The organism is Gammaproteobacteria bacterium, from assembly GCA_041395725.1.
GTDB lineage: Bacteria > Pseudomonadota > Gammaproteobacteria > Pseudomonadales > Pseudohongiellaceae > NORP240.
Window position 1 is genome coordinate 1,990,378 of the sequence record JAWKZW010000001.1, and the last position, 23,724, is coordinate 2,014,101.

At 58.0% G+C, this 23,724-nt stretch carries 15 protein-coding genes and 2 pseudogenes; 14 read left to right on the forward strand and 3 right to left on the reverse strand.

The window, feature by feature from the left end; translation table 11 throughout:
• Positions 1 to 45 precede the first annotated feature (45 nt).
• From R3F50_08785 to R3F50_08795, 3 genes are all read left to right on the forward strand, one after another.
• Positions 46 to 1,536, forward strand: a complete 1,491-nt coding sequence (locus tag R3F50_08785) for an amidase (protein MEZ5490400.1) — start codon at positions 46 to 48, stop codon at positions 1,534 to 1,536.
• 41 nt (positions 1,537 to 1,577) lie between these two features.
• On the forward strand, positions 1,578 to 2,144 hold the full coding sequence (locus R3F50_08790; GenBank protein ID MEZ5490401.1) for a YkvA family protein: 567 nt from the start codon (positions 1,578 to 1,580) through the stop codon (positions 2,142 to 2,144).
• A gap of 202 nt (positions 2,145 to 2,346) precedes the next feature.
• On the forward strand, positions 2,347 to 2,790 hold the full coding sequence (locus tag R3F50_08795) for a hypothetical protein (protein ID MEZ5490402.1): 444 nt from the start codon (positions 2,347 to 2,349) through the stop codon (positions 2,788 to 2,790).
• A gap of 135 nt (positions 2,791 to 2,925) precedes the next feature.
• Here the strand turns inward: R3F50_08795 and R3F50_08800 are convergent, their stop codons facing one another.
• Positions 2,926 to 6,468 carry a mechanosensitive ion channel gene (locus tag R3F50_08800; protein ID MEZ5490403.1) on the reverse strand — a complete coding sequence of 1,181 codons (3,543 nt, stop codon included), beginning with the start codon at positions 6,466 to 6,468 and terminating at the stop codon, positions 2,926 to 2,928.
• A gap of 281 nt (positions 6,469 to 6,749) precedes the next feature.
• Here R3F50_08800 and R3F50_08805 point away from each other — a divergent pair, with 281 nt between their 5' ends.
• The 5 genes and pseudogenes from R3F50_08805 to R3F50_08825 all read left to right on the forward strand — a co-directional run bounded on the left by R3F50_08805 (position 6,750) and on the right by R3F50_08825 (position 13,775).
• Positions 6,750 to 7,181 carry a hypothetical protein gene (locus tag R3F50_08805; GenBank protein MEZ5490404.1) on the forward strand — a complete coding sequence of 144 codons (432 nt, stop codon included), beginning with the start codon at positions 6,750 to 6,752 and terminating at the stop codon, positions 7,179 to 7,181.
• A gap of 15 nt (positions 7,182 to 7,196) precedes the next feature.
• A pseudogene (locus R3F50_08810) lies at positions 7,197 to 7,892 on the forward strand (efflux RND transporter periplasmic adaptor subunit).
• A 4-nt stretch (positions 7,893 to 7,896) separates the two neighbouring features.
• Positions 7,897 to 11,043, forward strand: coding sequence for an efflux RND transporter permease subunit (locus R3F50_08815; GenBank protein MEZ5490405.1), 3,147 nt, complete (start codon positions 7,897 to 7,899; stop codon positions 11,041 to 11,043).
• A gap of 256 nt (positions 11,044 to 11,299) precedes the next feature.
• Positions 11,300 to 12,628 (forward strand): ribonuclease J, encoded by a 1,329-nt coding sequence (locus tag R3F50_08820; protein MEZ5490406.1) that lies wholly within the window; start codon positions 11,300 to 11,302, stop codon positions 12,626 to 12,628.
• A 64-nt stretch (positions 12,629 to 12,692) separates the two neighbouring features.
• Positions 12,693 to 13,775, forward strand: a complete 1,083-nt coding sequence (locus R3F50_08825; GenBank protein ID MEZ5490407.1) for an AI-2E family transporter — start codon at positions 12,693 to 12,695, stop codon at positions 13,773 to 13,775.
• A 33-nt stretch (positions 13,776 to 13,808) separates the two neighbouring features.
• Here the strand turns inward: R3F50_08825 and R3F50_08830 are convergent, their stop codons facing one another.
• On the reverse strand, positions 13,809 to 14,171 hold the full coding sequence (locus tag R3F50_08830) for a hypothetical protein (protein MEZ5490408.1): 363 nt from the start codon (positions 14,169 to 14,171) through the stop codon (positions 13,809 to 13,811).
• 268 nt (positions 14,172 to 14,439) lie between these two features.
• On the opposite strand from R3F50_08830, the gene R3F50_08835 reads away from it, so the two are divergent.
• From R3F50_08835 to R3F50_08850, 4 genes and pseudogenes are all read left to right on the forward strand, one after another.
• On the forward strand, positions 14,440 to 16,011 hold the full coding sequence (locus R3F50_08835; GenBank protein MEZ5490409.1) for an amidase: 1,572 nt from the start codon (positions 14,440 to 14,442) through the stop codon (positions 16,009 to 16,011).
• Positions 16,012 to 16,316: 305 nt separating this feature from the next.
• A complete protein-coding gene (locus R3F50_08840) occupies positions 16,317 to 18,257 on the forward strand; it encodes a pyrroloquinoline quinone-dependent dehydrogenase (GenBank protein ID MEZ5490410.1) in 1,941 nt (646 codons plus the stop codon).
• A 636-nt stretch (positions 18,258 to 18,893) separates the two neighbouring features.
• Positions 18,894 to 21,461 (forward strand): M1 family aminopeptidase, encoded by a 2,568-nt coding sequence (locus R3F50_08845; protein ID MEZ5490411.1) that lies wholly within the window; start codon positions 18,894 to 18,896, stop codon positions 21,459 to 21,461.
• 189 nt (positions 21,462 to 21,650) lie between these two features.
• Positions 21,651 to 21,836: pseudogene (locus R3F50_08850) on the forward strand (IS91 family transposase).
• 777 nt (positions 21,837 to 22,613) lie between these two features.
• Here R3F50_08850 and R3F50_08855 read toward each other — a convergent pair.
• Complete coding sequence (locus tag R3F50_08855; protein ID MEZ5490412.1) at positions 22,614 to 22,865, reverse strand: transposase; 252 nt, start codon at positions 22,863 to 22,865, stop codon at positions 22,614 to 22,616.
• A 105-nt stretch (positions 22,866 to 22,970) separates the two neighbouring features.
• On the opposite strand from R3F50_08855, the gene R3F50_08860 reads away from it, so the two are divergent.
• Both R3F50_08860 and R3F50_08865 read left to right on the forward strand, forming a co-directional pair.
• Entirely contained in the window at positions 22,971 to 23,336 is a 366-nt protein-coding gene (locus R3F50_08860; GenBank protein MEZ5490413.1) for a DUF885 family protein, read from the forward strand.
• Positions 23,263 to 23,445 (forward strand): DUF885 family protein, encoded by a 183-nt coding sequence (locus R3F50_08865; GenBank protein ID MEZ5490414.1) that lies wholly within the window; start codon positions 23,263 to 23,265, stop codon positions 23,443 to 23,445. The genes R3F50_08860 and R3F50_08865 overlap by 74 nt, the downstream gene beginning before the upstream one ends.
• Positions 23,446 to 23,724 lie beyond the last annotated feature (279 nt).

Here is a 23,724-nt window from a genome sequence, read left to right on the forward strand (position 1 = left end):
TAATCAGAGGCTCCCTGGATCATCAAGTACCGTTGAGGAATCAGTATGGACAGAAGGCAGTTTTTCAGGACAGGAGCCGTATTTGGAGCGACCGTCACATTACCTTCGCTGATCGACAGCAGACTGTTTGCTGCCAGCCTGTCAGCCAACCCGGTCGACCTGAGTGCCATCGAGTTGTCTGCGGCTATCAGGCAGAAACACATCAGTTGTGTCGAGGTGATGCAGGCCTATGTCCAACATATCCACCGCTACAATCCCGTCTACAATGCGATCGTAGGTCTGGTCGACGAAGAGGCGCTGATCGCGCAGGCTCGCGACGCAGACGACGCCCTGGCCAGAGGTGAATACCGTGGCTGGATGCATGGTATGCCCCACGCCGTCAAGGATCTGACTCCGGTCAGAGGGCTGCTGCATACCAGTGGTTCGCCACTGTTTGCCGACCGCATCGCCGACAGTGACGGGAGCTTTGTCGCCCGACTGCGCAGTGCCGGCGCCCTGTTTATCGGCAAGACCAATTCGCCGGAATTCGGCTTTGGTTCCCAGACTTATAATCCGGTATTCGGGCCGACCGCCAGCGCCTTCAATCCGGACCTGACGGCAGGTGGAAGCAGTGGTGGCGCCGGTTCCGGTCTCGGCACGCACATGCTGCCGGTGGCCGATGGCAGCGATATGATGGGTTCACTGAGGAATCCCGCCGCTTACAATAATGTCATCGGATTTCGACCAAGTGCCGATCTGATGCGTGATACCCGTCCTGCCATGCTGCCGCTGTCTACCAGCGGGCCCATGGGTAGAAATACCGCCGATACGATACAGTTGTTGCAGACTATGGCGCCACGTCCCCTGCCAGGCGAGTTCAATGCCCTCGATATGGGCGGGCTGCGTATCGGGTGGCTGGGTAATCTGAATGACTACCTGGCGATGGAAGCCGGTATTGTGGAGCTGTGCGAGGCGGCGTTGCGGCGGCTTGCAACCGCCGGCGCGGGTATTGACCCGGTGTTGCCCCGGTTTTCCCTCACCGATCCGTGGGAAAGCTGGACCACTTTACGTCATGCGGGGCGGGACAGTTACCGGCGTTACTACGGCGATCCCCAGGCCAGGGCCATGCTCAAGCCCGAAGTGATCTGGGAGGTTGAGCAGGGCATGCTGCTTTCCGAGCAGGATGTTGCACGAGCCAACCAGATACGCACAGACTGGTCTGCGGAACTGGAACGGTTGTTTGAAAACCATGATTTTCTTGCCATTCCCACGGCTCAGGTATTTCCGTATTCCAAGCACATAGCCTGGCCTGAGTATATCGGTAGCCGCAGGATGGATACCTATCACCGGTGGATGGAGGTGGTAATACCAGGCAGTCTCGCCGGGTTGCCGGTGATCAACGTGCCGGTGGGTTTTGATGGTAGCGGGCGGCCTATGGGAATGCAGATTATGGGCAGGCATGGTGACGACAAACGGGTTCTGGAGTTTGGTCTGGCCTATGAACGGCTCACCGAATTTCTTCAACGCCGACCTCGTCTCGTGGCTGCTGCCGGTTAACAACGTCAGTCACCGGTAAGGAATTTCACAAGGAGCCCGCAGTGTCTATTGATATCACTTTCACCCTCAGCAACGCCGATCTGCAACGTTTCGAAGAAATCGTCGCCAGGGCAAAAATACTGGTCGAGGAGCCGGACAACGCACGCAAGGTGGAAGAAGCCGCACAGCAATTGCTCGATCAGGCAGCCGGCAGCGATCTGCCGGATTTTATCCGTGAGCGACTCCTTAAACTGGAGACGCTGCTTAACATGGTGCAGGATGAGGAATGGCAATTAGAGGCGCAGGAGCGCAAGCGGGTCCTGTCCGCGCTGTCCTATTTTTCCCTGACTGAGGATCTGATCCCCGATCACGTGCCCGGGGTAGGCTTTCTGGACGACGCGATCTATACGGAGATTGTTATCCAGGAGCTCGATAGTGAACTGCGCCTGTACAACGAGTTCTGCCAGTATCGGATAGCCGAGGAAAACCGCCGCAGAAATCGCGGCCTGGACCCAAGGGTGGGCAGGGAGGACTGGCTCGCTGACAAGCGGTCGGTGCTGCATTCCAGGATGCGGGCGAGACGCTCCGGTGGCGGAGGAGGCCCGAACTGGCGGACCCGCTTTTTCTAGGAAAACTTATGGAGCCTCTGATTAATTACCACGACGCTCTGCGTGAGCCTGCCGGGCTTGCCGCAATGGTTCGAGATGCCCGGTGCCCTGAATTCTTTACTCGGCGCTGAGTTGTACTACATTGCAATAAGCCGGAAAGACCAAGACCAAGACCAAAAACCAAGACCAGAACGACAGTTCAACAAGCGGGGAGTCCCACTACATGCCAAACAAATCAATAATGATAATTCTGACCCTGTTTATCAGTTCCAGCCTGGAGGGGCAATCTCCGCTCCCGCCAGGGCAGTATATGAGTGCGGAGGCCATTGCCACGGCGATTCAACAGTCGGGAGATGACCGTCCCGGCATGGCGGTTGGTCGATTCATCACTACCGATGAATACCGTATCAATATGATTCATCGCACCGAGGCAGCAGGAGCTATTGTCCATGAGGTGGGAACCGAGCTGCATTACATCACTGGCGGAGCCGGCACACTGGTAACCGGGGGAGTCATTGTGCGGCCCGCCGGCGGCGGTCGCGCTACCATCGAGGGCGGCAGGGCGCAGCGGGTTGCTGTCGGCGATGCCATCCTTATTCCTGAAGGAACGCCTCACTGGTACAGTGCCGTGGAAGGATCAGTCACTTATCTTGAAGTGCGCTTTTAGGTCTCTCTATCAGAGGAAGGGGACTTTTCCTTTAATGGCAAGTTCCTGTATTGGTCGGGCCAAAAACGGCTGGCGAGCCTTAAAAGGTCCGCTGCCGGATCAGCTCGCAGCATGACACGATCAGGCGCTACTCCGCTAACGATCTGATTCCGGTGGCTGGACTTCGCCGGCGCCCTCGTCGTCGCGAGCATTCTTTATTTTATCTTTAACCCGGGTCCGCTTTCGTCCGGATGCCTGATGTGCCGGAACGTTCTGTTGGGTCATGGTTTCAAAAGGCGCCATGTCACGCACATGCAGGTCCAGTTGTGGGAATGCAATCTCAATATTGAGCTCGCGGAAGCGTCGCATGATCTCGCAATGCAGCTGACTGCCGACCAACAGGCGTTCCCTTAACTGATTGACATAAATCCGCAGCTCAAAGTTGAGCGTGCTGTCACCAAACAGCATGAACAGCACTATTGGCGGCGGGTCTTTCAGTACCAGCTCGTTTTCAACGGCAACTTCCTCGAGGGTTTTCATAACCAGCTCCACGTCGGAATCGTAGCTGACACCTACTTTGACGATGACGCGCGTGATTGTATCGCTGAGCGTCCAGTTGATGAGTCTCTCGGTGATGAAGTTTTTATTGGGGACCACGATTTCCTTGTTGTCCCAATCCACGATTGTAGTCGCCCTGGTGCGAATACGACTGACGGTGCCGCTGTATTCAGCAATGGTAATCGTGTCCCCTACCCGAATGGGCCGCTCAAACAGCACGATCAGGCCGCTGACAAAGTTGGCCACTACCTCCTGCATGCCAAAACCAAGCCCCAGGGTCAGGGCGGCAACCATCCACTGTAATTCACTCCAGCGCAGACCCAGCAGGGAAAATACGCTGATGACAAGCACGACCAGCAACAGGTAGCGAATCAGTGTGGTAGCGGTATAGCGTGCCGCTGCATCCAGATTGGTTCCCCGGCTCAGCAGGATTTCCACCAGGCCCGGCAGGTTTCTGGAAGCCAGTAAAAAAATGACCGTTAGGAAGCCGGCCAGCAGGATGTCCTGCAGGCTTACCAGGCTGACAATTTCCGCGTCACCTTCGACGATGCTGCGAGTCCACAGGGTTACGCTGTCCAGCCAGGTCAGAGCTGGCAGAACGTCTGCCCATACCCAGAAAAGCGCCAGAACCACTATGCCGCCTGTGGCAACATTCACCAGGGAACGGGTCTGCTGATTGATGTCGTCAACGCTTAAATGTGGTTCGGGGATATCCAGGCCCTCACCGCCCATAACGGCGTTTTCCATGGCCGCCGCTTTGGCTCTGTCTTCCCGCGCCCGGCGCACGCGCAGTCGTACCTCGCTGAGCACCAGCATACGTGAGGCGGTCTTATAACCCAGCCATACCACGCTGAGAACGAAGATGGTATCCAGAATTCGCAGCAACAGTTGTCGGACAGTAAGCAGGTAGCCCATCAGCGATAGCACGACGACACCGGCTGAGAGCAGCAGGAGAAGCAGACGGATAAGCCGCCGCTGTCGATCAACAGCCGGCGGAAGTGTGGTATCCGCACTGATACCCAGCAGCCGCCAGAAGAAAAACAATGACAGTAAACCTACAGCCACCAGAGCAAGGCGTCCGAAAACATCGAAGACCAGCTCATTGGGGTGAGTCAGGATCAGCGCCATGGCGATTATCAGGACAAACTGAATTGGCGCGTACCAGGACAGGTTGCGCCGCAGCCGACCGATAAAAAACGGCTTCCAGTCGAAGTGGTTCGGGCCAACACCTGTTTTACTGGTGAACAATAACGTGAAGTGGCCGGCTGTCCACCACAAGGCGGCGCTGATGAGGGCATCTGAAAGCAGCTCGATGTTGGGGCTGCCTGCGCCGACCTGCCTTAATCGCCACGAGGTAATCCCCAGTAGAACAGGAATCGGGAGTACCTTGAGCAGGGTCCAGCCAAGGGCCTTGAAAGTATGCACGATGCTGTCAGTAAAACGGTGCTGGGTTTTTTCCGTCAGCTTGGCCATCTCGCGGCGGTAGTTAAGTCCCACGCGGTACAGGCCTAGAACCAGCAGCAGGGTAATGAGTGAACCTGCCGGGCCCCGCCAGGTTATATCGAGGAAAGCCCGTCTTAACTCCGCCCAGGCGCTGACCGAGACCGCGGCTACGATCGCGTTGGGAATGCGCTTGCTCCACTCCACACTCACCGGGACGTGGCTTGGCCACCACAGCAGTGTCTCGGTGAGGATCTGATCCAGCTCATCGACCACGGCGAGCAGCGAGCGCAACTGCACCTCTGATTGACGCAGTTGATCGGAAAGTGACTCGCTGGCGACCACCAGCGCAGAGAGGATCTCGTATTCAAGCCGTTGCATTTCGGCGTTGGCCGACTCATCCATGGTTGACTCGAACGGCTCATCCATCAGGTTCAGCTGTTCTCTGAGGTTGATATTTCGTAACCGCGCCGTCGACAGTTCCCGTTCGATCTGCTGCAGGATCAGGCGGCTGTCGTCCAATGACTGCAGGCGCCGCTGCTCCTCCAGAAAGAGGCTGCCGAGAGTTTCAGTCAGCCCCCCGATTTCCAGTCGCTCCTCGATATTGGCGAGGGTCTGACTCAGGTCCGTTTCCAGCCTCTGGTACTGTTCTCTGTTCTGTTGAAGCTCCCGGATCCGGGCCTGCATCTGCTCCATGTCGTCTATCTGTGTTCGCAGCGTGGCCAGACGGCCGGAATTCTGCTCGGTAAACTCGGGTTCCCGTTCGGTGAGCTCCTGGATGCCGCGATTAAGGGCCCTGAGTTCCTCGGTAGAGCGAAAATTAAATTCGGCCTGCAGCGCACTCAGGCGCTGGCCAAGCCAGCGCTCTTCAATCTCATTGGCTGTTACTTCGATCCTCAGTCGCGCAAGTCGGACTGGAGAAGCCTGGGCATCCAGCTGCGCGGCGATGAGCCGGGCCTGAATCCTCCTTACCTGGGCAGCCATGAGTGCGGCCAGAGCCTCGGCCGAGGCCTCGCTGCCGCTGGTGTCCGCCTCTTCCAGCGCCGCCAGTTCCGTTTCCTCCTCGCGGCTCAGTTGTTCCAAGGTAGCGACCTGATTACGCACCTGCTCTTCAAGTTGCGTCAGCGTCTGTCGGCGCTGGGAAAGCTCGATGGAGACCTGGGTCCGGCGCGTATTCAGACTGGACATATCCTGTTCAATCTGACTGAGTGTGCGATCGGGGTCATCGCTGGAAGGGTCCGACTGTTCCAGCAATGCTTCAATCCGCGCCTGTGTGGTCTGCAGACGGGTTACCCCGCTGGTTGCCAGGGCGGCCCGATTCAGAGCGCCTCGAATTCTCTCAGCCCCGGCCTGTTCCTGTTCGGCTGCCTGCTGCCAGACGGTGCGCTCGGCATCTGACAGGCCATCCTGGGCGGCAAGTTCCTGCAGCCGCTCCAGCGGGCTTTCGTTGAGCCAGCTTTCCGACACACTGATATCGATAGCGTCAATTAAGGGCTGGATCTCTTCCTGACCTGCGACCAGCTGAAGGATGAGGTTTTCCAGTGTGTCCCGGGTCACCGGAGGAGCCTGTTGAGCGCGGGCAGCGACCTCGGCCGCAGTTGGTGGCCCGGAAAGTGTGTCCTGCGCCGCGACTTTCTGCAGAGTAGAAAGAGCGATAATCAATGTCAGGAGGATTACTTGCAGGTTTGTAAGGCGGGCCATCGATAGGTCTCTTGGGGAAGTCCTGGCGCGAAGCTTAACGCAACCGTGAATGGGGTAAAGAGCATAAGACCGCAGCCAGACATTGTCCACTTGGCGATAATCAGGCAGCAGGCGCAGACTGTCGTGCCAAGCGAACGCTTTGGCCTTTCTCAGCTGCTGACTAAACCGAATCCACTGTCCAATGCGTATCCATGACAATCGTAGGGTTTAAGGCACACCTTTTCCCTCGACCAAACAACAGAATCATTTCAGTTATCTTTTCAGTTTCGCGGGGAACTACAATGTTAGCGTTATTACGCCATCCGATTCTAATCCTGTCGGTGCTTGTCACTGCCGTGCTTGGTTACATGGTTTTCGCCAAGGCGACCCAGGAGGCACCGGCAGGCGGTGGTTTCCCGGGTGCATTCGGCGCCGGTGCGCCGGTGGTCGGATTGGCCGACGTCGAGAGCCGGGTCATGGCCGACGCGGTGGAGTCCGTCGGAACAACAGTGGCTAACGAGTCGGTGGACCTCACTGCCGCCGTCTCGGAGACGGTCAGCAGGGTACACTTCGAAGACGGCGAGTTTGTGCAACAGGGTGCCGTACTGGTTGAACTGACAAACTCGGCCGAGGCCAGTCGGCTGGCCGAGGCCCAGGCCACGGTCAACGATGCCCGGCGTCAGTTGCTGCGGCTGGAAACCCTTTCGGCCAGTGACCTGGTGGCCGTCAGTTAATTTGATCAGGCGCGCACTGCTCTGGAGACTGCCGAAGCGCGGTTGGAAGGCGTACTGGTGGAAATGGAGGATCGCCTGGTGCGGGCACCGTTTTCCGGTTATCTCGGCTTTCGGAATGTGAGCGCCGGCAGCCTGTTGACACCGGGCACCGTAATTTCCACCCTGGATGATGTGTCTACTATCAAGCTGGACTTCACCATTCCAGAAGTCTATCTGGCCGATGTGGCCGTGGGCCAGGTCATCGACGCCAAAAGCATTGTCTACAAGGACCGGGTTTTCTCCGGCACTATCAATGTTGTTGGCTCCCGTATCGATCCGGTAACCCGGGCAGTGTCAGTGCGCGCCGAAATTCAGAACCCTGATCTATTATTACGGCCCGGTATGCTGCTGACCGTATCCCTGGATCTGAACGAAAAGTCGGTCCTGGTCGTGCCTGAACGCGCGGTGGTGGCTTCCCGGGGCCGTCAGACTGTCTTCCTGGTCGATGGCGAGAACCGGGTCAGTCAGCAGGCCGTGCAACTGGGGCGCCGGCGGGACGGCATGGTCGAAGTGCTGTCCGGCCTGGAAGCGGGGCAACGGGTCGTCAGCGAAGGCGTGGCCAGCATGAGACCCGGCCTGACGGTACAACCCCAGGGGGAAACACCCGTTCCCAGGCAGGGCGCAACCTTTACCGCCAGTGCCGGCTCGGTAGCCGGCTTCCGGGGAGAATGAGCCAATGATTCTTTCCGATGTTTCTGTAAAACGTCCGGTATTTGCGACAGTCATCAGCCTGATGCTGGTGGCCTTCGGCATCATGTCTTTTTTCCAGCTGCCGCTGCGGGAATACCCGGATACCAGCCCGCCAGTGGTCTCCATCAGCACCAGCTATCCCGGTGCTTCGGCGGAGATTGTGGAAACCCAGATCACTGAAACCATCGAAGATCAGATCAATGGCATCGATGGTATCGAGGTGATCAATTCCTCCAGTGTCGATGGCAGTTCCCGGATTTCCGTCGAATTTGAAGTGGGTACGGATATCGAAATCGCAGCCAACGATATACGCGACAAGGTTTCCCGGGTTCTGCGGACCCTTCCGGAAGATGCCGAGCCACCGCAAATCTCCAAGGCGGACAGTGAGGCGCGGCCGATTCAGTACTTCAACCTGACCAGCAGCGAGCTGGACTACCTGGAGCTGAACGATTACGCCAATCGCTATATTGTTGATCAGTTCGCCGTGCTGGAGGGTGTTGCCAACGTGACAGTCAGCGGCAACGGTGGTTTCGCTATGCGAATCTGGCTGGATCGGGTCGCACTGGCGGCTCGCGGCCTGACGGTGACCGACGTGCAGAATGCCCTGCGGCGGGAGAACGTGGAGCTGCCGGCCGGCCGGATCGACTCCACTAATATGGAGTTTTCGGTGCGGGTAGAGCGTATCTACCAGTCGGTTGCTGATTTCGAAAGGCTGGTGGTTGCCCGCGGCGAGAATAATTCCCTGGTCCGTCTTGGTGATGTGGCACGGGTGGAGCTGGGTTCTGTGAACGAACGTTCCATATACAAAGGTAACGGGGTCGAGGCGGTAGGTGTCGGTATCGTCAAGCAATCCAATGCCAACAGTCTTGAGGTCCTGCGCGGTACCGAAGCGCTGGCGGATCGGATCCGACCGACACTGCCTGATCACATGGACCTGGTCACGTCTTCGAGCGACGCGGAATTTATTGAGAAAGCCATCTCGTCGGTTTACTCCACCATTTTTCTCACCATGGTGCTGGTGAGCGTGGTTATCTATATGTTCCTCGGGTCTTTCCGCTTCATGCTGATTCCCGTGGTGACTATTCCGGTCTGTCTGCTGTCCGCTTTTATTGTGCTGGCGGGATTCAACCTGTCGATTAACCTTATTACTCTGCTGGCGCTGGTTTTGTGCGTGGGTCTGATCGTGGATGATTCGATCGTGGTGCTGGAAAATATCCAGCGCCGGGTGGAGAGCGGCGAACCGCCATTGCTGGCCTCATTCAATGGCGCCAGGCAGGTTGCCTTTGCGGTGATTGCCACTACGGCGGTTCTGGTGGCGGTGTTCGTCCCGGTAGTTTTCCTGGAGGGCAACCTGGGGGTGTTGTTTTTCGAGCTGGCGGTCACCATCAGTGGTGCGGTGATCATATCCAGTGTGCTGGCGCTGACTCTGACACCCATGATGTGCTCCAAACTGCTCACCAGCCATGCCCATGAGAGCTGGCTGACTGCCAGAGTCGACCGGGTGTTTCACTGGTTCAAACAGGGGTACCACGACTCTCTGGTGGTCTGTCTGCGATACAGCTGGGCGGTTGTCTCGGGTCTGCTTCTTGTCATCGTGGCAATCTACTGGTTATTTCAGCAGTTGCCTTCGGCATTCGCGCCCAGTGAGGATCAGGGCGTCATCTTCGCCAGCCTCTCCGGGCCGGAGGGCGTCAACATCAATTACATGGAAGCCCAGGTTGATGCCATTCAGAACGAGGTACTCACTTACGTAGAAAACGGGCAGGTTGATAACGTTGTCACCATGACTCCTGGCTGGGGCGGCGGTGGTGGTGTTAACAGCGGCATGACCATTATCTCGCTGCCTCCCTGGGATGAGCGTGAAAAAGACACGGCAACCGTGATGCGCGAACTTACCGCCAGCTGGAGCCAGGTACCCGGGGTCCGGGCCTTCATGTTCATGCGCTCCGGCCTGGGGCGTGGCGGTGGCGGTCAGCCGGTCCAGTTCGTGGTTGGTGGCCGCAGTTATGAGGAGCTGGTGGAATGGCGGGACCTGTTGATCAATCGCGCCAGGGATTCCGGCCTGTTTACCCGCCTCGATTCAGACTTCAATGAAACGAAGCCTGCCCTGGCGGTTTCGGTCGACCAGATCCGGGCTGCGGATCTTGGCGTCTCCATTCAGTCCATCGGTCAGACCCTGCAGGCAATGATGAGTGAGAGTCGGGTGACGACTTTTGTTGACGGTGGCGAGGAATACGACGTGATCATGCAGGCCGAAGAGTCCCAGCGGGCAACTCCCGATGACCTGTCCAATCTTTATGTGCGCTCTGACACTTCCGGGCAGATGATACCGCTCGCCAATGTCATTCGGGTGGCAAATGATGCCGGACCGACTTCGCTGAATCGCTATAATCGTATTCGCTCCATTACCATCTCCGGAGGGCTTGCACCGGGTGCCGATCTGGATACGGCGTTGACGTTCCTGGAAAACGTGGTGGCGGAGGAACTTCCTGACTACGCCCAGGTGGATTACAAAGGCGAGTCGCTCGACCTGCGTAATTCCGAAGGAGGGCTGACTTCTGTGTTTCTGCTGGCCCTGCTGGTGGTGTTTCTGGTGCTGGCAGCGCAGTTCGAAAGTTTTATCCATCCGCTGGTTATCATGACCACGGTACCGCTGGCGATTTTCGGCGCGCTGATTGGTCTGTTTCTCACTGACAATTCCCTTAATATCTACTCCAACATCGGACTCATCATCCTGGTCGGAATCGCCAGCAAAAACGGCATATTGATAGTGGAGTTTGCCAATCAGTTACGGGATGAAGGAATGGAGTTCGGCAGGGCGCTGCTGGAGGCTTGTGACCAGCGTTTCAGGCCGGTTCTGATGACCGCACTCTCCACCCTGATGGGAGCTGTGCCGTTGCTGTTGGCTACCGATGCCGGATCAGAAAGCCGGGTGTTGTTGGGTATCGTGATTTTCTCCGGCGTGTTGATGACGACCATAACGACACTGTTTGTAGTACCGGTTGTCTACAGCCTGCTGGCCAGGAAGACAGGGTCCCCGGAGCAGGTGGCCCGGCAGTTGGCAAGCCTGCAGCAGCAGGAGAACCAGGTCCAGCTGACGCCTTCGATGGCCATGCCCGGGTCGGCTGAGTAGTCTGAACGGGGGCTCTGACCAGGATCCGATCAGGTCAAGACTGGCCTGATCGGATCGAACCCTGTCGCTCGGTCGGCGTATTGATCAATCGGGCGCCAGTGACCCTTTCTCTTTTATCTTGTCCCTTGTCAGTTTGGCAGGGCCGGAATAGGCTGGCCGGCCATGCACCCGCTAACAGGAATTGTTTCACGCTGTCATGCAACCGACCCATAAAGACCTCTGGTTTCTGCCTCTTGGCGGCTGCGGTGAGATCGGTATGAACCTGAATCTATACGGTCATGCCGGTCAATGGCTGATGGTGGATTGCGGGGTCACCTTCGAGAAGCTGGAACAGCGATCGGGAGCAGGCAACCAGGTTGAAATGGCCGATCCGAGCTTCATCGGTAATCGTAACCAGTCTCTGGTGGGCATCATCGCCACCCACGCCCACGAGGACCACATCGGTGCGCTGCCGTATCTGTGGGAGCAGTTCCGCTGTCCCATCTACACGACGCCGTTTACCCGCAATGTAATTCTGCATAAGTTCCGGCAGCATGGGATAGCGGCGCCAGTAATCACAGTCAATCCAGGCGATTCTCTGCAGTTGGGCCCCTTTTATATCGAATGGTTGCCTATTACTCATTCGACACCTGAAACCAATGCCCTGCTGATCACTACCGATGTGGGAAAGGTGTTGCACACCGCTGACTGGAAGCTGGATTCTGCCCCGATCGCGGGTAATGCTATAGAGCCGGCGCGCTACCGGAAACTGGGGCAGCAGAAAGTCGATGCGGTGGTCTGTGATTCCACCAACGCTACCCAGGCGGGACACTCGCTGTCTGAATCCGAGCTGTTCGAGGGGCTGCTGGAACTGGTGCGGGGAAGTCCGGGCAGGGTGGTCGTGGCCTGCTTCGCCAGCAATATTGCCAGGCTCCAGACCCTGGGCAATGTGGCCTTTGTCACCGGACGATTCCTTGGTGTGCTGGGGCGATCGCTGAAGCGAATGGTCGGTTGCGCCAGAGCGGCCGGTTACCTGCAGGAGAACTTCAATCCCATTGATGCCCTCGACCTGGGCTACCTGTTGCCGGCCGAGACTCTGGTCCTGGCAACCGGCAGCCAGGGTGAGGTGGGCGCTGCCCTGCAGCGCCTGGCTATGGATTCCCATCCAGATCTCAATCTGGCAGCCGGGGATCACGTGGTTTTCAGTGCCAAAACCATTCCTGGCAATGAGGCTGAGGTTGCCGCGCTGATCCGGGCATTCGAAGCCCGTCAGATCCGGGTCACCCACGCGGAAACGCACCCGCGTCCCCTCCATGCATCCGGTCATCCCTGCGCAGAAGAATTGCGGCAGATGTACCAGTGGGTCAGGCCGCGGGTGGCGGTGCCAGTGCATGGCGAAAGCCGGCACATGGACCACAATGCTGCGATCGCCCGGGAAGCCGGGGTCCCTGTGCAGTTGCGCGGCCAGAACGGGGATATTTTTGATCTGCTCAGCCACCGTGTACACCGGGCGGTGGCGCCAGTAGGCAGGCTCTTTGTTGATGAGGGGAGCGGTCGCCTGAAGCCGGTCCGCTTACCTGTAAATCAATGTGAGGTCTCCAGATAACAATTTTCGGGTAATTGCTGTTTGGAAATTTTGTTAAGGTCAAGTACGCTGGCTTAATTACACGATGACCAGGGCCCGCGTAGCAACCATGATCAGCAATGAGAATATACAGCGCAGCTTTTTTGTCTTTGTTCTGCTTTTCGTAACAATCGCCTTTTTCTGGTTGATCAGGGGGTTCATACAACCCATTTTCTGGGCGGTTGCGCTGGCGATCGTTTTCTACCCGGCTCACAGCTTGATTGAGGACAGGCTGCCCGGCCGTCCCAATCTGGCGGCAGGTATCAGTGTCATGGCAGTGCTGCTGGTTGTCGTTCTGCCCCTGATTGGAATCGTCGCCGCAGTGACCAGGGAAGCAAGCCTGCTGTATCAGCAGTTACGCAGCGGAGAGTTCAATCTCGCAGGGGTCTTTACCAATCTGGCCGAGTACCTGCCGCCGGTAGAGAATCTGCTGCAGCGCTTCGATATCGAGCCAGTGCGGGTTACAGAGCAACTTTCTTCCGCCGCGTCGACCGTCTCCGGTTTTATGGCCAACTGGGCGCTGGAATTTGGCCAGGATACCCTGCGCATCGCCATCTTTTTCTTCCTGATGCTCTATCTGCTGTTTTTCTTCCTGCTGGATGGGCACAGGATCCTGGATGGTCTGGTACACGCCCTGCCGCTGGGGGATGATCGGGAGCGGACACTGTTGAAGCGGTTCGTGGAAGTTTCCCGCGCTACCATCAAGGGTTCGCTGGTGATTGGCCTGGTACAGGGGGCCATCGGTGGTGTGGCCTTTGCGCTGCTGGGTATCGGCGCGCCAGTGCTGTGGGGTGTAATGATGGCCCTGCTGAGTATCGTCCCGGCGGTCGGGCCGGCGCTGGTGTGGGTGCCCGCCGTGGTATACCTGGCGCTCAGTGAGCAGATAGTGGCCGCACTGATTCTGCTGGTGATCGGTTCCGTGGTGATCAGCTTGGTGGATAACCTGTTGCGGCCGATTCTGGTCGGCCGCGACACCCGTTTGCCGGACTATCTGATACTGCTGTCGACCCTGGGAGGCCTGACCGCATTCGGACTGGCCGGCGTTATAATCGGTCCCATCATCGCGGCATTTTTTCTTACCGTGTGGGAGATGGCTATCGATGAATTCGCCGGTATCGATGAGTCTTAGCAGGTTGTCGAAAACCTCAGGTCTCCTGGCCCGCTAGCTGCTGCGGGTCATGGACCAGGGCGCATCACTTCCCATTGCCGTGGCGATACCCTTGATGGAATCACCGTCTACCGTGGCGCGCATCTCGTAGGTCATGGTCATCATGCCTTCGCGGGTGATGCTGAAAGTGAGCGTGTCACCCTCTATGCTGCCATTCTCAATAGCCAGTTTTCGACCTTCGCCAAGGTCGAATTCGCCGCTCAGAACATCGCCGTCGGTTTCCATTATCACGGTGGCGTTGACTACGCCGAAAGGGCTGCTCATGGTGAAGGCCCAGGTGCCCTGAGCCGGTGACTGGGCCCACAGGCTTGAGGAGGCCAGCAGGGTCAGAAGAGCGGTAATTAATTTTGCTTTCATGGGGATTACTCTCTGTTATCTGGAATTGATGAATCGCTGACAGACTCCGTCCCAGCGATTCAGGAATAAATCAGTGTTGTATAAAAAGGATCGTCAGATTTGGTCTGGCGATCCTACTAAAACGCAGATTGTGCGGAAACGGATCACCGGACCCAGCCGCTCTCTGCTTGCCAACTGCTGTCCACACACGCATTATTCTGGCCAGCCCTGCCAGTCTTTGGCCGGATCTGAATCCCAGGTGTAACCCGTATTAACGAGGACTTCCGTGATGCAATGGCTCAGTAAGCGCTTTTCTTATTTCTCCTGGCCACTGCTCGTTGGGCTTTCGGGGTGCAGTGGGCCGCCGCCGCAGGACTTTGACTTCATGGAGGCGACTATCGCCGATATTCAGGCCGCGATTGTCTCTGGCGTCAGCAGTTGTGAGGATATCGTGGCAGGCTACATCCGGCGCATCGAGACCTACGACCAGGCCAGCAGCCTGAATGCCATTACCCAGATCAACCCCAATGCCCTGGCTACAGCCGCCGAGCTCGATAGTAAGCTGGCTGCCGGCGATCCACTGCCCGAGCTGTTCTGCGCACCGCTGCTGATCAAGGACAACTTTGACACCTTCGATATGGTCACCACCGGTGGCTCCATCGCTCTGCGGGACTCGATTCCTCCTGACGATGCCTTTATGATCCGCCGCCTGCGGGAGGCCGGGGCCATCGTGCTGGCCAAGACCAACATGGCGGAATGGGCCTTCAGCCCCCGGGAGACAGTGTCGTCTTCCTACGGGCGCACGGCTAACGCCTACGACCTCAACTACGTGCCGGCCGGCTCCTCAGGGGGCACGGCCTCCGGTGTGGCAGCTAACTTCGGCGTGGCCGGCATGGGCAGTGACACGGGCAATTCGATCCGTGGGCCGTCGTCGCACCTGGCCCTGTTCGGTATCCGTTCGACCCTGGGGCTGACCAGCCGTGACGGGGTTATTCCGCTTGCCTTCGATCGGGACATAGCCGGGCCGATGGCGCGCACCGTTGAGGACGGCGTGCGGCTTTTCAATGTCGTCGCCGGCTACGATCCCAATGATCCGCTTACGGTGCCCGATCGACGGGAACCCGACTACCGGGAGTTTCTCGATCCAGACGGGTTGGCCGGAAAAAGAATCGGCGTATTCCGGGCTCTGGTGGACCGCGAAGAGGCGGATCCCGGGATCAAGGCCCTGTTTTTCGCTGCCGTTGCCGACCTGCAGGCTGCCGGGGCGATCATTGTCGACCCTTTCGAGATCGACCAGTTCCAGGTATTAAGTGATGCCATTCCGTCCTGCGGCAGATTCCGTTACGACGTCGGGCAGTATTTCAGAACCCTTGCAAACCCACCGTTGCTGGATGTGAACGAGGTGCTGGAAACCGGTGAGATTGCCGAGGCGACCCGCACCTCGTTTACTTACTACGCCCAGTTCCCCCTGGACGTGGCGCCGGACGAATGGGACCCACCGTGCCCGACCTGGCCCAACAACCCCCAGCGCAATCAGCTGCTGGACAGTACCGTGGCAGCCATGGATGCGGCCGACGTCGATGCGCTGATATTCCCGTCCTGGGCCAATCCCCCCGCGCCTATTGATCGGGCCCGGGAGGAGTACAAAGGCGATAACAACCAGCGTCTGGTACCTGCCGCGGGGCTGCCTGCTGTCACTGTGCCGATGGGGTTCTGGCAGGATCGTTTGCCGGCAGGCCTGCAGTTTGTGGGACGCCCCTATGCGGAGGGTATCCTCATCGAAATGGCCTACGTCTATGAGCAGCGTACCCGGCACCGCAGGCCACCTGCCGGTTTCGGGCCGCTTGGCAGCGCTGATTGAGGCCCGGGGCCTGAGTCGGTAATGCCTGGCAGGGTAACCACGGGTTAGGATGTCCTGCCTGGCCGGAACAGGGCTTTGGGCCAGGGTCTTTCTCTACCAGCCTAAAATAGGCGATACTTGCGGACACCTCTGACAATACCATGCAACTGTCGTCAGGGCAGGCATTCGGACCTTTATGCGGGCATGTGGATGAGGTCTTGCCCGGCGGGGCCCCAGAGTTTGCTGATGGCTGATACCATCAGCCGCTACCACTACTGGTCGGGGCGCCTGTCAGGAATAACAATAAGATATCAGGAGAGTCTTAAATGCTAATAAAAAGAAAGTCAGTCACACCATTTATCCTGGCCCTCGGCAGTCTGTGCCTGAGCCCTCTTGCCGTGGGGCAGTCAGGAACCAGCGTCTACCAGGGAGATTGGCCTGTATATCATGGCGGCGAATTTGCTCAGCGCTACTCGCCGCTGGACCAGATAAATGCCGAAAATGTCGGTTCGCTGGAAATAGCCTGGCGCTTTTCGACAGAAAACTTCGGCCCTACCACCGACTACGTCAACCCTTCGACCCCGCTTGAAGTGGACGGTGTCCTTTATGCCAACATAGCCAGCACCCGCAACGTGGTGGCTCTGGATGCTACCAGCGGTCAGGTGCTGTGGCTGTGGCGGGCCCAGGAAGGTGACCGTTTCGACGAGGCCCCACGAAAGGGTGCCGGTCGCGGGGTGTCTTTCTGGCGGGATGGCGATACGACCAGGGTGATAGACGTCACGCCCGGCTACCAGCTGGTTTCATTGGATGCCAAGACCGGCATACCAGATCCCAACTTTGGTGATAACGGCATCGTAGACCTGTTTGTTGGCCTCAGGAACGCCGACGACCCCAGGTTCCCCTATCCGGATATCGGTATTTCCGCACCTCCGTTTGTCATGAATGATGTCATCGTGGTCGGCGCTGCCCACCGCACCGGCGGCCGACCGCGTTCCAAAGCCAATGTCAAAGGGGATATACGCGGTTTCGATGTGCGTACCGGTGAGCTGCTGTGGACATTTCATACCATTCCGGAACGGGGTGAAATCGGCTACGAAACCTGGCTGGACGAAGGTGTTGAGTTTACCGGTAATTCCGGTGTGTGGGCTCCTATTTCAGGAGACCCGGAACTGGGCATTGTCTACCTGCCGGTCGAGGATCCAACCGGTGACTACTATGGCGGCGACAGGCCCGGCGCCAATCTGTTCTCCAGTGGTCTGGTGGCCCTGGACGTGAAAACCGGCGAGCGCCGCTGGCACTTTCAGTTCATCCATCACGACATCTGGGATTGGGATGTGCCTGCTGCGCCAGTGCTGGCCGATCTGCCCAATGGCCGGAAAGTCGTCATGTCAGTTACCAAGCAGGCGTTCATCTACGCGTTTGATCGGCTGAATGGCGAGCCCATCTGGCCAATTGTGGAGCGACCGGTTCCAGCGGGTGATGTGCCCGGGGAATGGTACGCACCCACCCAGCCTTATCCGACCCGTCCGGCACCTTTTGATCGCCAGGGCTTTACTGAAGACGACATGATCGATTTTACGCCGGAGCTGCGTGCGATGGCTCTGGAGTCTGTTGAAGGATTCCGGCTCAGCCCCAGCCTGTTCACGCCCCCCTCGCTGGCAGACGCGCCCGATGGGACAAGAGGCCGGCTGGGTCTGCCTTCTTCCACAGGCGGGGCAAACTGGGAAGGCTCTGCCATCGATCCTGAGACCGGTATATTGTACGTTCCTTCCAGAACAGTGCTGCAGGTTCTGGCCCTGTCCAAGAACCCGGATTCAGACCTTGATCTCAGTCAGGGTTTCGGTGTCCGTACACCGCGTATCCAGGGGCTGGAAATCGTCAAGCCCCCGTATGGTCGTGTCACGGCAATTGACATGAACTCCGGCGATCATCTGTGGTGGATAGCCAACGCCGATACGCCGGAGCGAATCGCCAACCACCCGCTGCTGGAAGGCGTCGATATTCCGCGGACCGGAATTCCCACCCGTGCGGGCATTCTGCTGACCAAGTCTTTGCTGTTTGTCGGTGAAGGTACCGGCGGTGCCGGCGCAAGCCCGATTTTCCGCGCCGTCGACAAGCAAAGCGGTGAAATTATCGCCGAGCTGGAATTGCCGGACACGCAGACCGGCCTGCCGTTCACCTATGAGCATGATGGCAAGCAGTACCTGGCCATGTTCGTCGGTGGCGGTGGTAAGCCGGCCGAGCTGGTGGCTTATGCACTGCCCTGATCCATAGCTAACGCAACACTGTGACTGTCGCCCCGGGCCAGCTGCTGGCCCGGGGCGTTCAGTAAAATCTTTCATTTATTCTGGTTCACGGTTCAAGCACCGGGGTCGAAACCCGCGCGGGGCGGCCGGGTAGACGAAGGTTGAGCCGCCCAGCCCCAACCCCAACCCCGACCCCAACCCCAACCCCAACCTCAGGCACAGCCGAGTTGGCTGCTGTATAAAAGTACATGGTTCAGCTATCCCATATTTTCCTGCCTGTGGGTGGGCTAACCTGGCAGCCATGAAAAACGAAGATTTTCAGTATCCAATCTCTAGGTCGGTCAGAAAATTTGGCGGTCCACTGCTGCTGGTGTGCATATTGGCAGCTTACGTCATTGTGAACTGAGGTAGCTGTAATTCAGTGCCGCCGTGGTCCGGCCTTCGGAGACTCGCACAGGCAAGGCCCATTGCCGCCGGCAGGAGTCGGCTTTGTACGTGGGCGGTCAGCGCAGTGCCACAGCAAGAGTGCCGCAGCGAGACAGTGCCATACAGCCAGCCTGTTTTTCCGATGACCCTGTCGCAGGGGACCCATTACGAAGTAATGATCCCTCAGGCCCGAGGTTTCGCGCTCGCAGTACTCGTGCGAGAATACCCGTCATGGTGACACCGCACAGCATCACAATCATTCTTTTGACCACCTTTTTAATGTCCTGTACCGGAACTGTCGACAACCGCCAGCTGCCCGAGCCTGGCGTCTCCCGCGCCGTCGCTGCCGAGCGGAGCGCGACGCTGACGGATGTGCGCTACGCGATCGACCTGAACATCCCTGAGGATGTGCAGGAGCCGGTGACGGGCCTGGTCACCCTCAAATTCCAGCGGAACGTGGCGGCCGGTCCGCTGGTGCTGGATTTTCGTGCACCCGCTGACCATGTCCAGGGTGTCATGGTGGATGGGGAGCCGGTTGCTTACAGCGTACCGACCGACCACATTGTGATACCGGCCGGGGCATTGAAGACTGGCGAGCAGTCGGTGAGCGTCCGCTTCCGCAGCACGGATGCAGCGCTGAATCGCCGGGATGGCTTTTTCTACTCACTGTTCGTGCCGGATCGCGCCTCTACTGCCTTTCCGCTGTTCGAGCAGCCGGATATCAAGGCACGCTATACACTGCAACTGACCATTCCCGCGCGCTGGCAGGCGCTGTCCAATGGCGAACAGCTGTCCCGAACTCCAGACCTGGACGACGGCGGACGGGATCGGCTGCTCTTCGCAGAAACACTGCCTATCAGTTCCTACCTGTTTGCCTTCGCCGCCGGGGAATTTGCCGTGGAGAGCGCCGAGCGCGATGGCCGTACCTACCGCCTCTTTCATCGTGAGACCGATGCCGAGCGGGTAGCGCGCAACCGCGAAGCCATTTTTGACCTGCATGCCACGGCATTGGGCTGGCTTGAGGATTACACCGGCATCGACTATCCCTTCGGCCCTTTCGATTTCTTTGCCGTGCCCTCGTTCCAGTTCGGCGGTATGGAGCACCCGGGTGCTATCTGGTACCGCGCCGACAGCCTGTTCCTGGACGAGGGAGCGACCCGCGCCCGGGAACTGGGGCGCGCGAGTCTGATCGCCCACGAGACCGCCCATATGTGGTTCGGTGATCTGGTCACCATGCGCTGGTTCAACGATGTGTGGATGAAGGAGGTGTTTGCCAACTTCATGGCCGCGAAGATCGCCGGCCCCGCCTTTCCGGAACTGGATCTGGAACTCCGGTTTTTTCAGGCCCATCACCCGGCTGCCTATGCCGTGGACCGTACCGTCGGTACCAACGCCATTCGACAGCAGTTGGAGAACCAGCGCGAGGCCGGTTCTCTGTATGGTGCCATCATCTATCAGAAGGCTCCGGTGGTGATGCGTCAACTGGAACGATTGATCGGGGAGCAGACCCTGCAGGAGGGGCTGCGTCGATACCTGTCGGACTACCGGTTCGGTAACGCCGGCTGGCCTGAACTGATCGGGATACTGGACAGTCTGACCGCGGAGGACCTGTCGGCCTGGAACCAGGCGTGGGTGGAATCACCGGGCCGGCCCCGGGTGAGTGCCCGCTGGACCGGTGATGGCATTACGGTGACCCAGGCAGATGACCGGCCCCAGCGCGGCCTGCACTGGCCGCAGATTCTGGTGCTGGCGGTGGGACACGATGGCGCGGTCACGGAACACATTGTCACCCTGCGCGGCGAAAGCACCCACCTGCCACTGGCCGGTATGACCGAACCGGACTTCATCCTGACCGGCGCCGCCGGTGTCGGCTATGGGCGCTTTGAGCTGGATCAGGACAGTCGCCGCACGCTGCTCGCGAACGTTCATGATCTCGCTACGCCGCTGCACCGCGCAGTGACCTGGCAGCACCTGTACGAAGACCTGCTGGAAGAGCGGCTGGAAGCCCTGCCACTGTTCGAGGCACTGCTCGATGGCGTTAGCCGCGAGCAGGACGAGCTGATCGCCCAGCAGCTTCTTGGTCTGCTGCAGGGGGTCTGGTGGCGCTACCTGTCCCCCGCTGAACGCCGCGCGCAGGCGGACGAACTGGAGTCTGTCCTCTGGCAGGCCCTGGACCGTGTGGAAGGGGCAGGGCGCAAGCGTGCCTATTTCAATACCCTGGTCAATGTCACCCTGTCAGAGCCTGGCATCCGGCGCCTGCGGCGACTCTGGGCCCAGGAAGAAGAGCTCGCTGGCCTGCCGCTGCAGGAGCCCCAGTACATCGACCTGGCCGAGGCTCTGGCATTGCGCGGGATACCCGATACAGAGTCGGTTCTGGAGCAACAACAGCAGCACATCGACAACCCGGACCGCCAGGCCCGCTTCCGCTTCGTGCGCCCCGCCTTCAGCGCCGATCCGGCCGTGCGGGAGTCACTGTTTGACACCTTCAGCGATCCGGCCAACCGCCGCCAGGAGTCCTGGGTGCTGGCGGCCATGCGTGCCATCCATCACCCCTTGCGCGCGGACGACTCAGTGAGTCTGATCCGGCCGGCGCTGGAGCAACTGGAATCAATCCGTGACACCGGAGACATTTTCTTTCCCCTGAGCTGGCTGCACGCCACACTGGATGGCCACAATTCTCAAGAGGCAGCAGCCATTGTGCAGCGGTTCATCACCGAGCATCAGGACATGGAACCCAAACTGCGGGGTAAGTTGCTGCAGGCGGCCGATGGTCTGTTTCGTGCCGCGCGAGGTACGTAAAAAGGGGACACTCACAACTTAACAACTTAATCGTTTAGCGTCGATTCCCAGATTGTGTTGTTCGACGCGAGATGATCTAAGTTTGATGATTATAAATTTTTCCCCAAAAATCCATTGTCTACAGAAAGTTCAGAAATAAGTAGGGTACGACTAGGTTAGCTTTGTTGTTAAGTTGTGAGTGTGCCCAATTTCCCCATCGACATCGAAACCTGCGAAAAGTGCCAGGGCCCGGTGAAGATCATCGCCTGCGTGGAAGACCCGGCGGTGATCCGCCAGATTCTGGAACATATGCGGAAGAAGGGGGCCGAAGATTTCCAGGCGCAGCTGCCGCCTGAGCGTGCCCCGCCGCAGATCGGGTTGTTTGATGAGGCCTGACTCAACATCAAGACGTAAATAAGAGTAAAAGGGAGAATTACAGCCTGCCAAGGGGTGAGGTCAGCGTATTTGAAAGCGCCAGCTTTCTGCGCAACCGAACGACCCCAATCTGTGATTGGGGGCTGGAACGGTGGTCGGACTGCTCTCGGCCTGGAAACGACTTGCGCACGATTTAGCCAGTATTGAAGAGGTATTTGTAAAAAGGGGACACTCACAAATTAACAACTTAATCGTTAAGCGTCGATTCCCAGATTGTGTTGTTCGAAGCGCGGAGGCTAGGGGACACTAATAGTTTAATAGCTTAACGACCAGCTCTTGAGATTGACTGAAATTGGCTCAACGATTCGAGGCGAATTCGGCGGGCCAATTTCTTAAGCTATTAAACTATTTGTGTCCCCTGTCCCCTGTCCCCTGCTTTAGTGCTTCCCAGCTGCCAGTGCTTCTTAACAATCCCCTAACAGAGAGATTGCCGGGATTGGGTTCCTTAATCCCTGCTCTCATGAATCCCAGATACGTCTTTCTTGCGGTGCTGCTGGTTGTTTCGAATAAACTCAGTGCAGAATCTGTGTCATGCCACGCCCGCTTCCTTCTCCCCAGCATGCCGGCGTGACCCGTCCAGAGATATCGATTCAGCGAGGGAAGATCCGGCACCATTACAGCGCGGAAAGGGTTGAGATGAATGTAGCGAACCAGTTCAAGCAGGTAGCTGTCTTCCTGGCAGAGTATAGATTTAAATCGATTTTGAAAGGCATAGCCAGAACGCTTGTGGCGGTGGTTTTAGTAGCCCCCATAACCGCCCAGAACTGGCGCCATGAGCTTGGATAATGGAAGATGCCCGGCTCGTACCAATAAGTGACAGTGATTGGACATAAGAGCCCAGGCCAGATACTGACATTGTGTTTTGACCAGGTTGCTGCCAAGCCTCTCGTGGAATTCCAGCTTATCAGCGTCATACTCAAAAATAGTGCGGCGCTCCAGGCCACGCCCAATCAGATCGTAGCAGCCACCCGGGATATGTAATCGTCCCATCCCTGGCATGGCTACAATGTAGACAATAGCCAGGCATACCGCCAGAAAATGGCGAATTAAGTTGTAAAGTTGTGAGTGTCCCTAAGTTCCATTAACTCAACAAGTATGGGGTCAGACTTCAGGCTGATCCGCGGGCTGGAAGGTCTGTCTGCCGGCACCGAAGGCCGGGTATTTTACGCCGAGCGTTTCGCAGCCGAGGATGGCTGGCACCAGGATGATCCGGTGGGCCGACTGGGACAGCTTAGCAGCGAACTTTTTCGTGCGCGCAGGCTTGTCGTCGACACTGGCCTCCACGCCAAGGGCTGGACCCGGCAACAGGCTATCGACTTCGGAATCGAAGCCAGTGAAGTCGAACGCTATGTCGTCATGCCTGGCCAGCCAGGCATGTTCCTACACGATCGGCCAGCTCAAGACAACCGAGCTTCGCGAGCGCGCTCGGGAGGCTCTCGGCGAAGGCTTTTCATTGCGTGACTTCCACAATCTTGTGCTCAGCGTCGGCATCGTTCCCCTGGCAATCCTTGAGCAGAGTGTCGTTCAGTATATTGCGGAATCGCTGCTGCAGTGTTTTTCCCTACTTTGATTACAACGATAATCAATCGTGACCATGACCGCTATAGCCGAAACGGCTTCCGCAATCTGTGTGATCTTAGCAGGCCTGGTTTATTCACTACGCAGCACTCGGTTACGGCTGGATATATGAAAGCACGTAACAGCCACGGTTCGGTGATTTACAGCTGCCCTTCCAGAAACTCTGCCTGTCTTCGACAATAGAATAGCTGATTCGACAATCTTCTCCGTCCATGGTCCTCATCCGGAATGCGAACGAATGACGCATCTATTCCATTGCCAATCAGAGTTC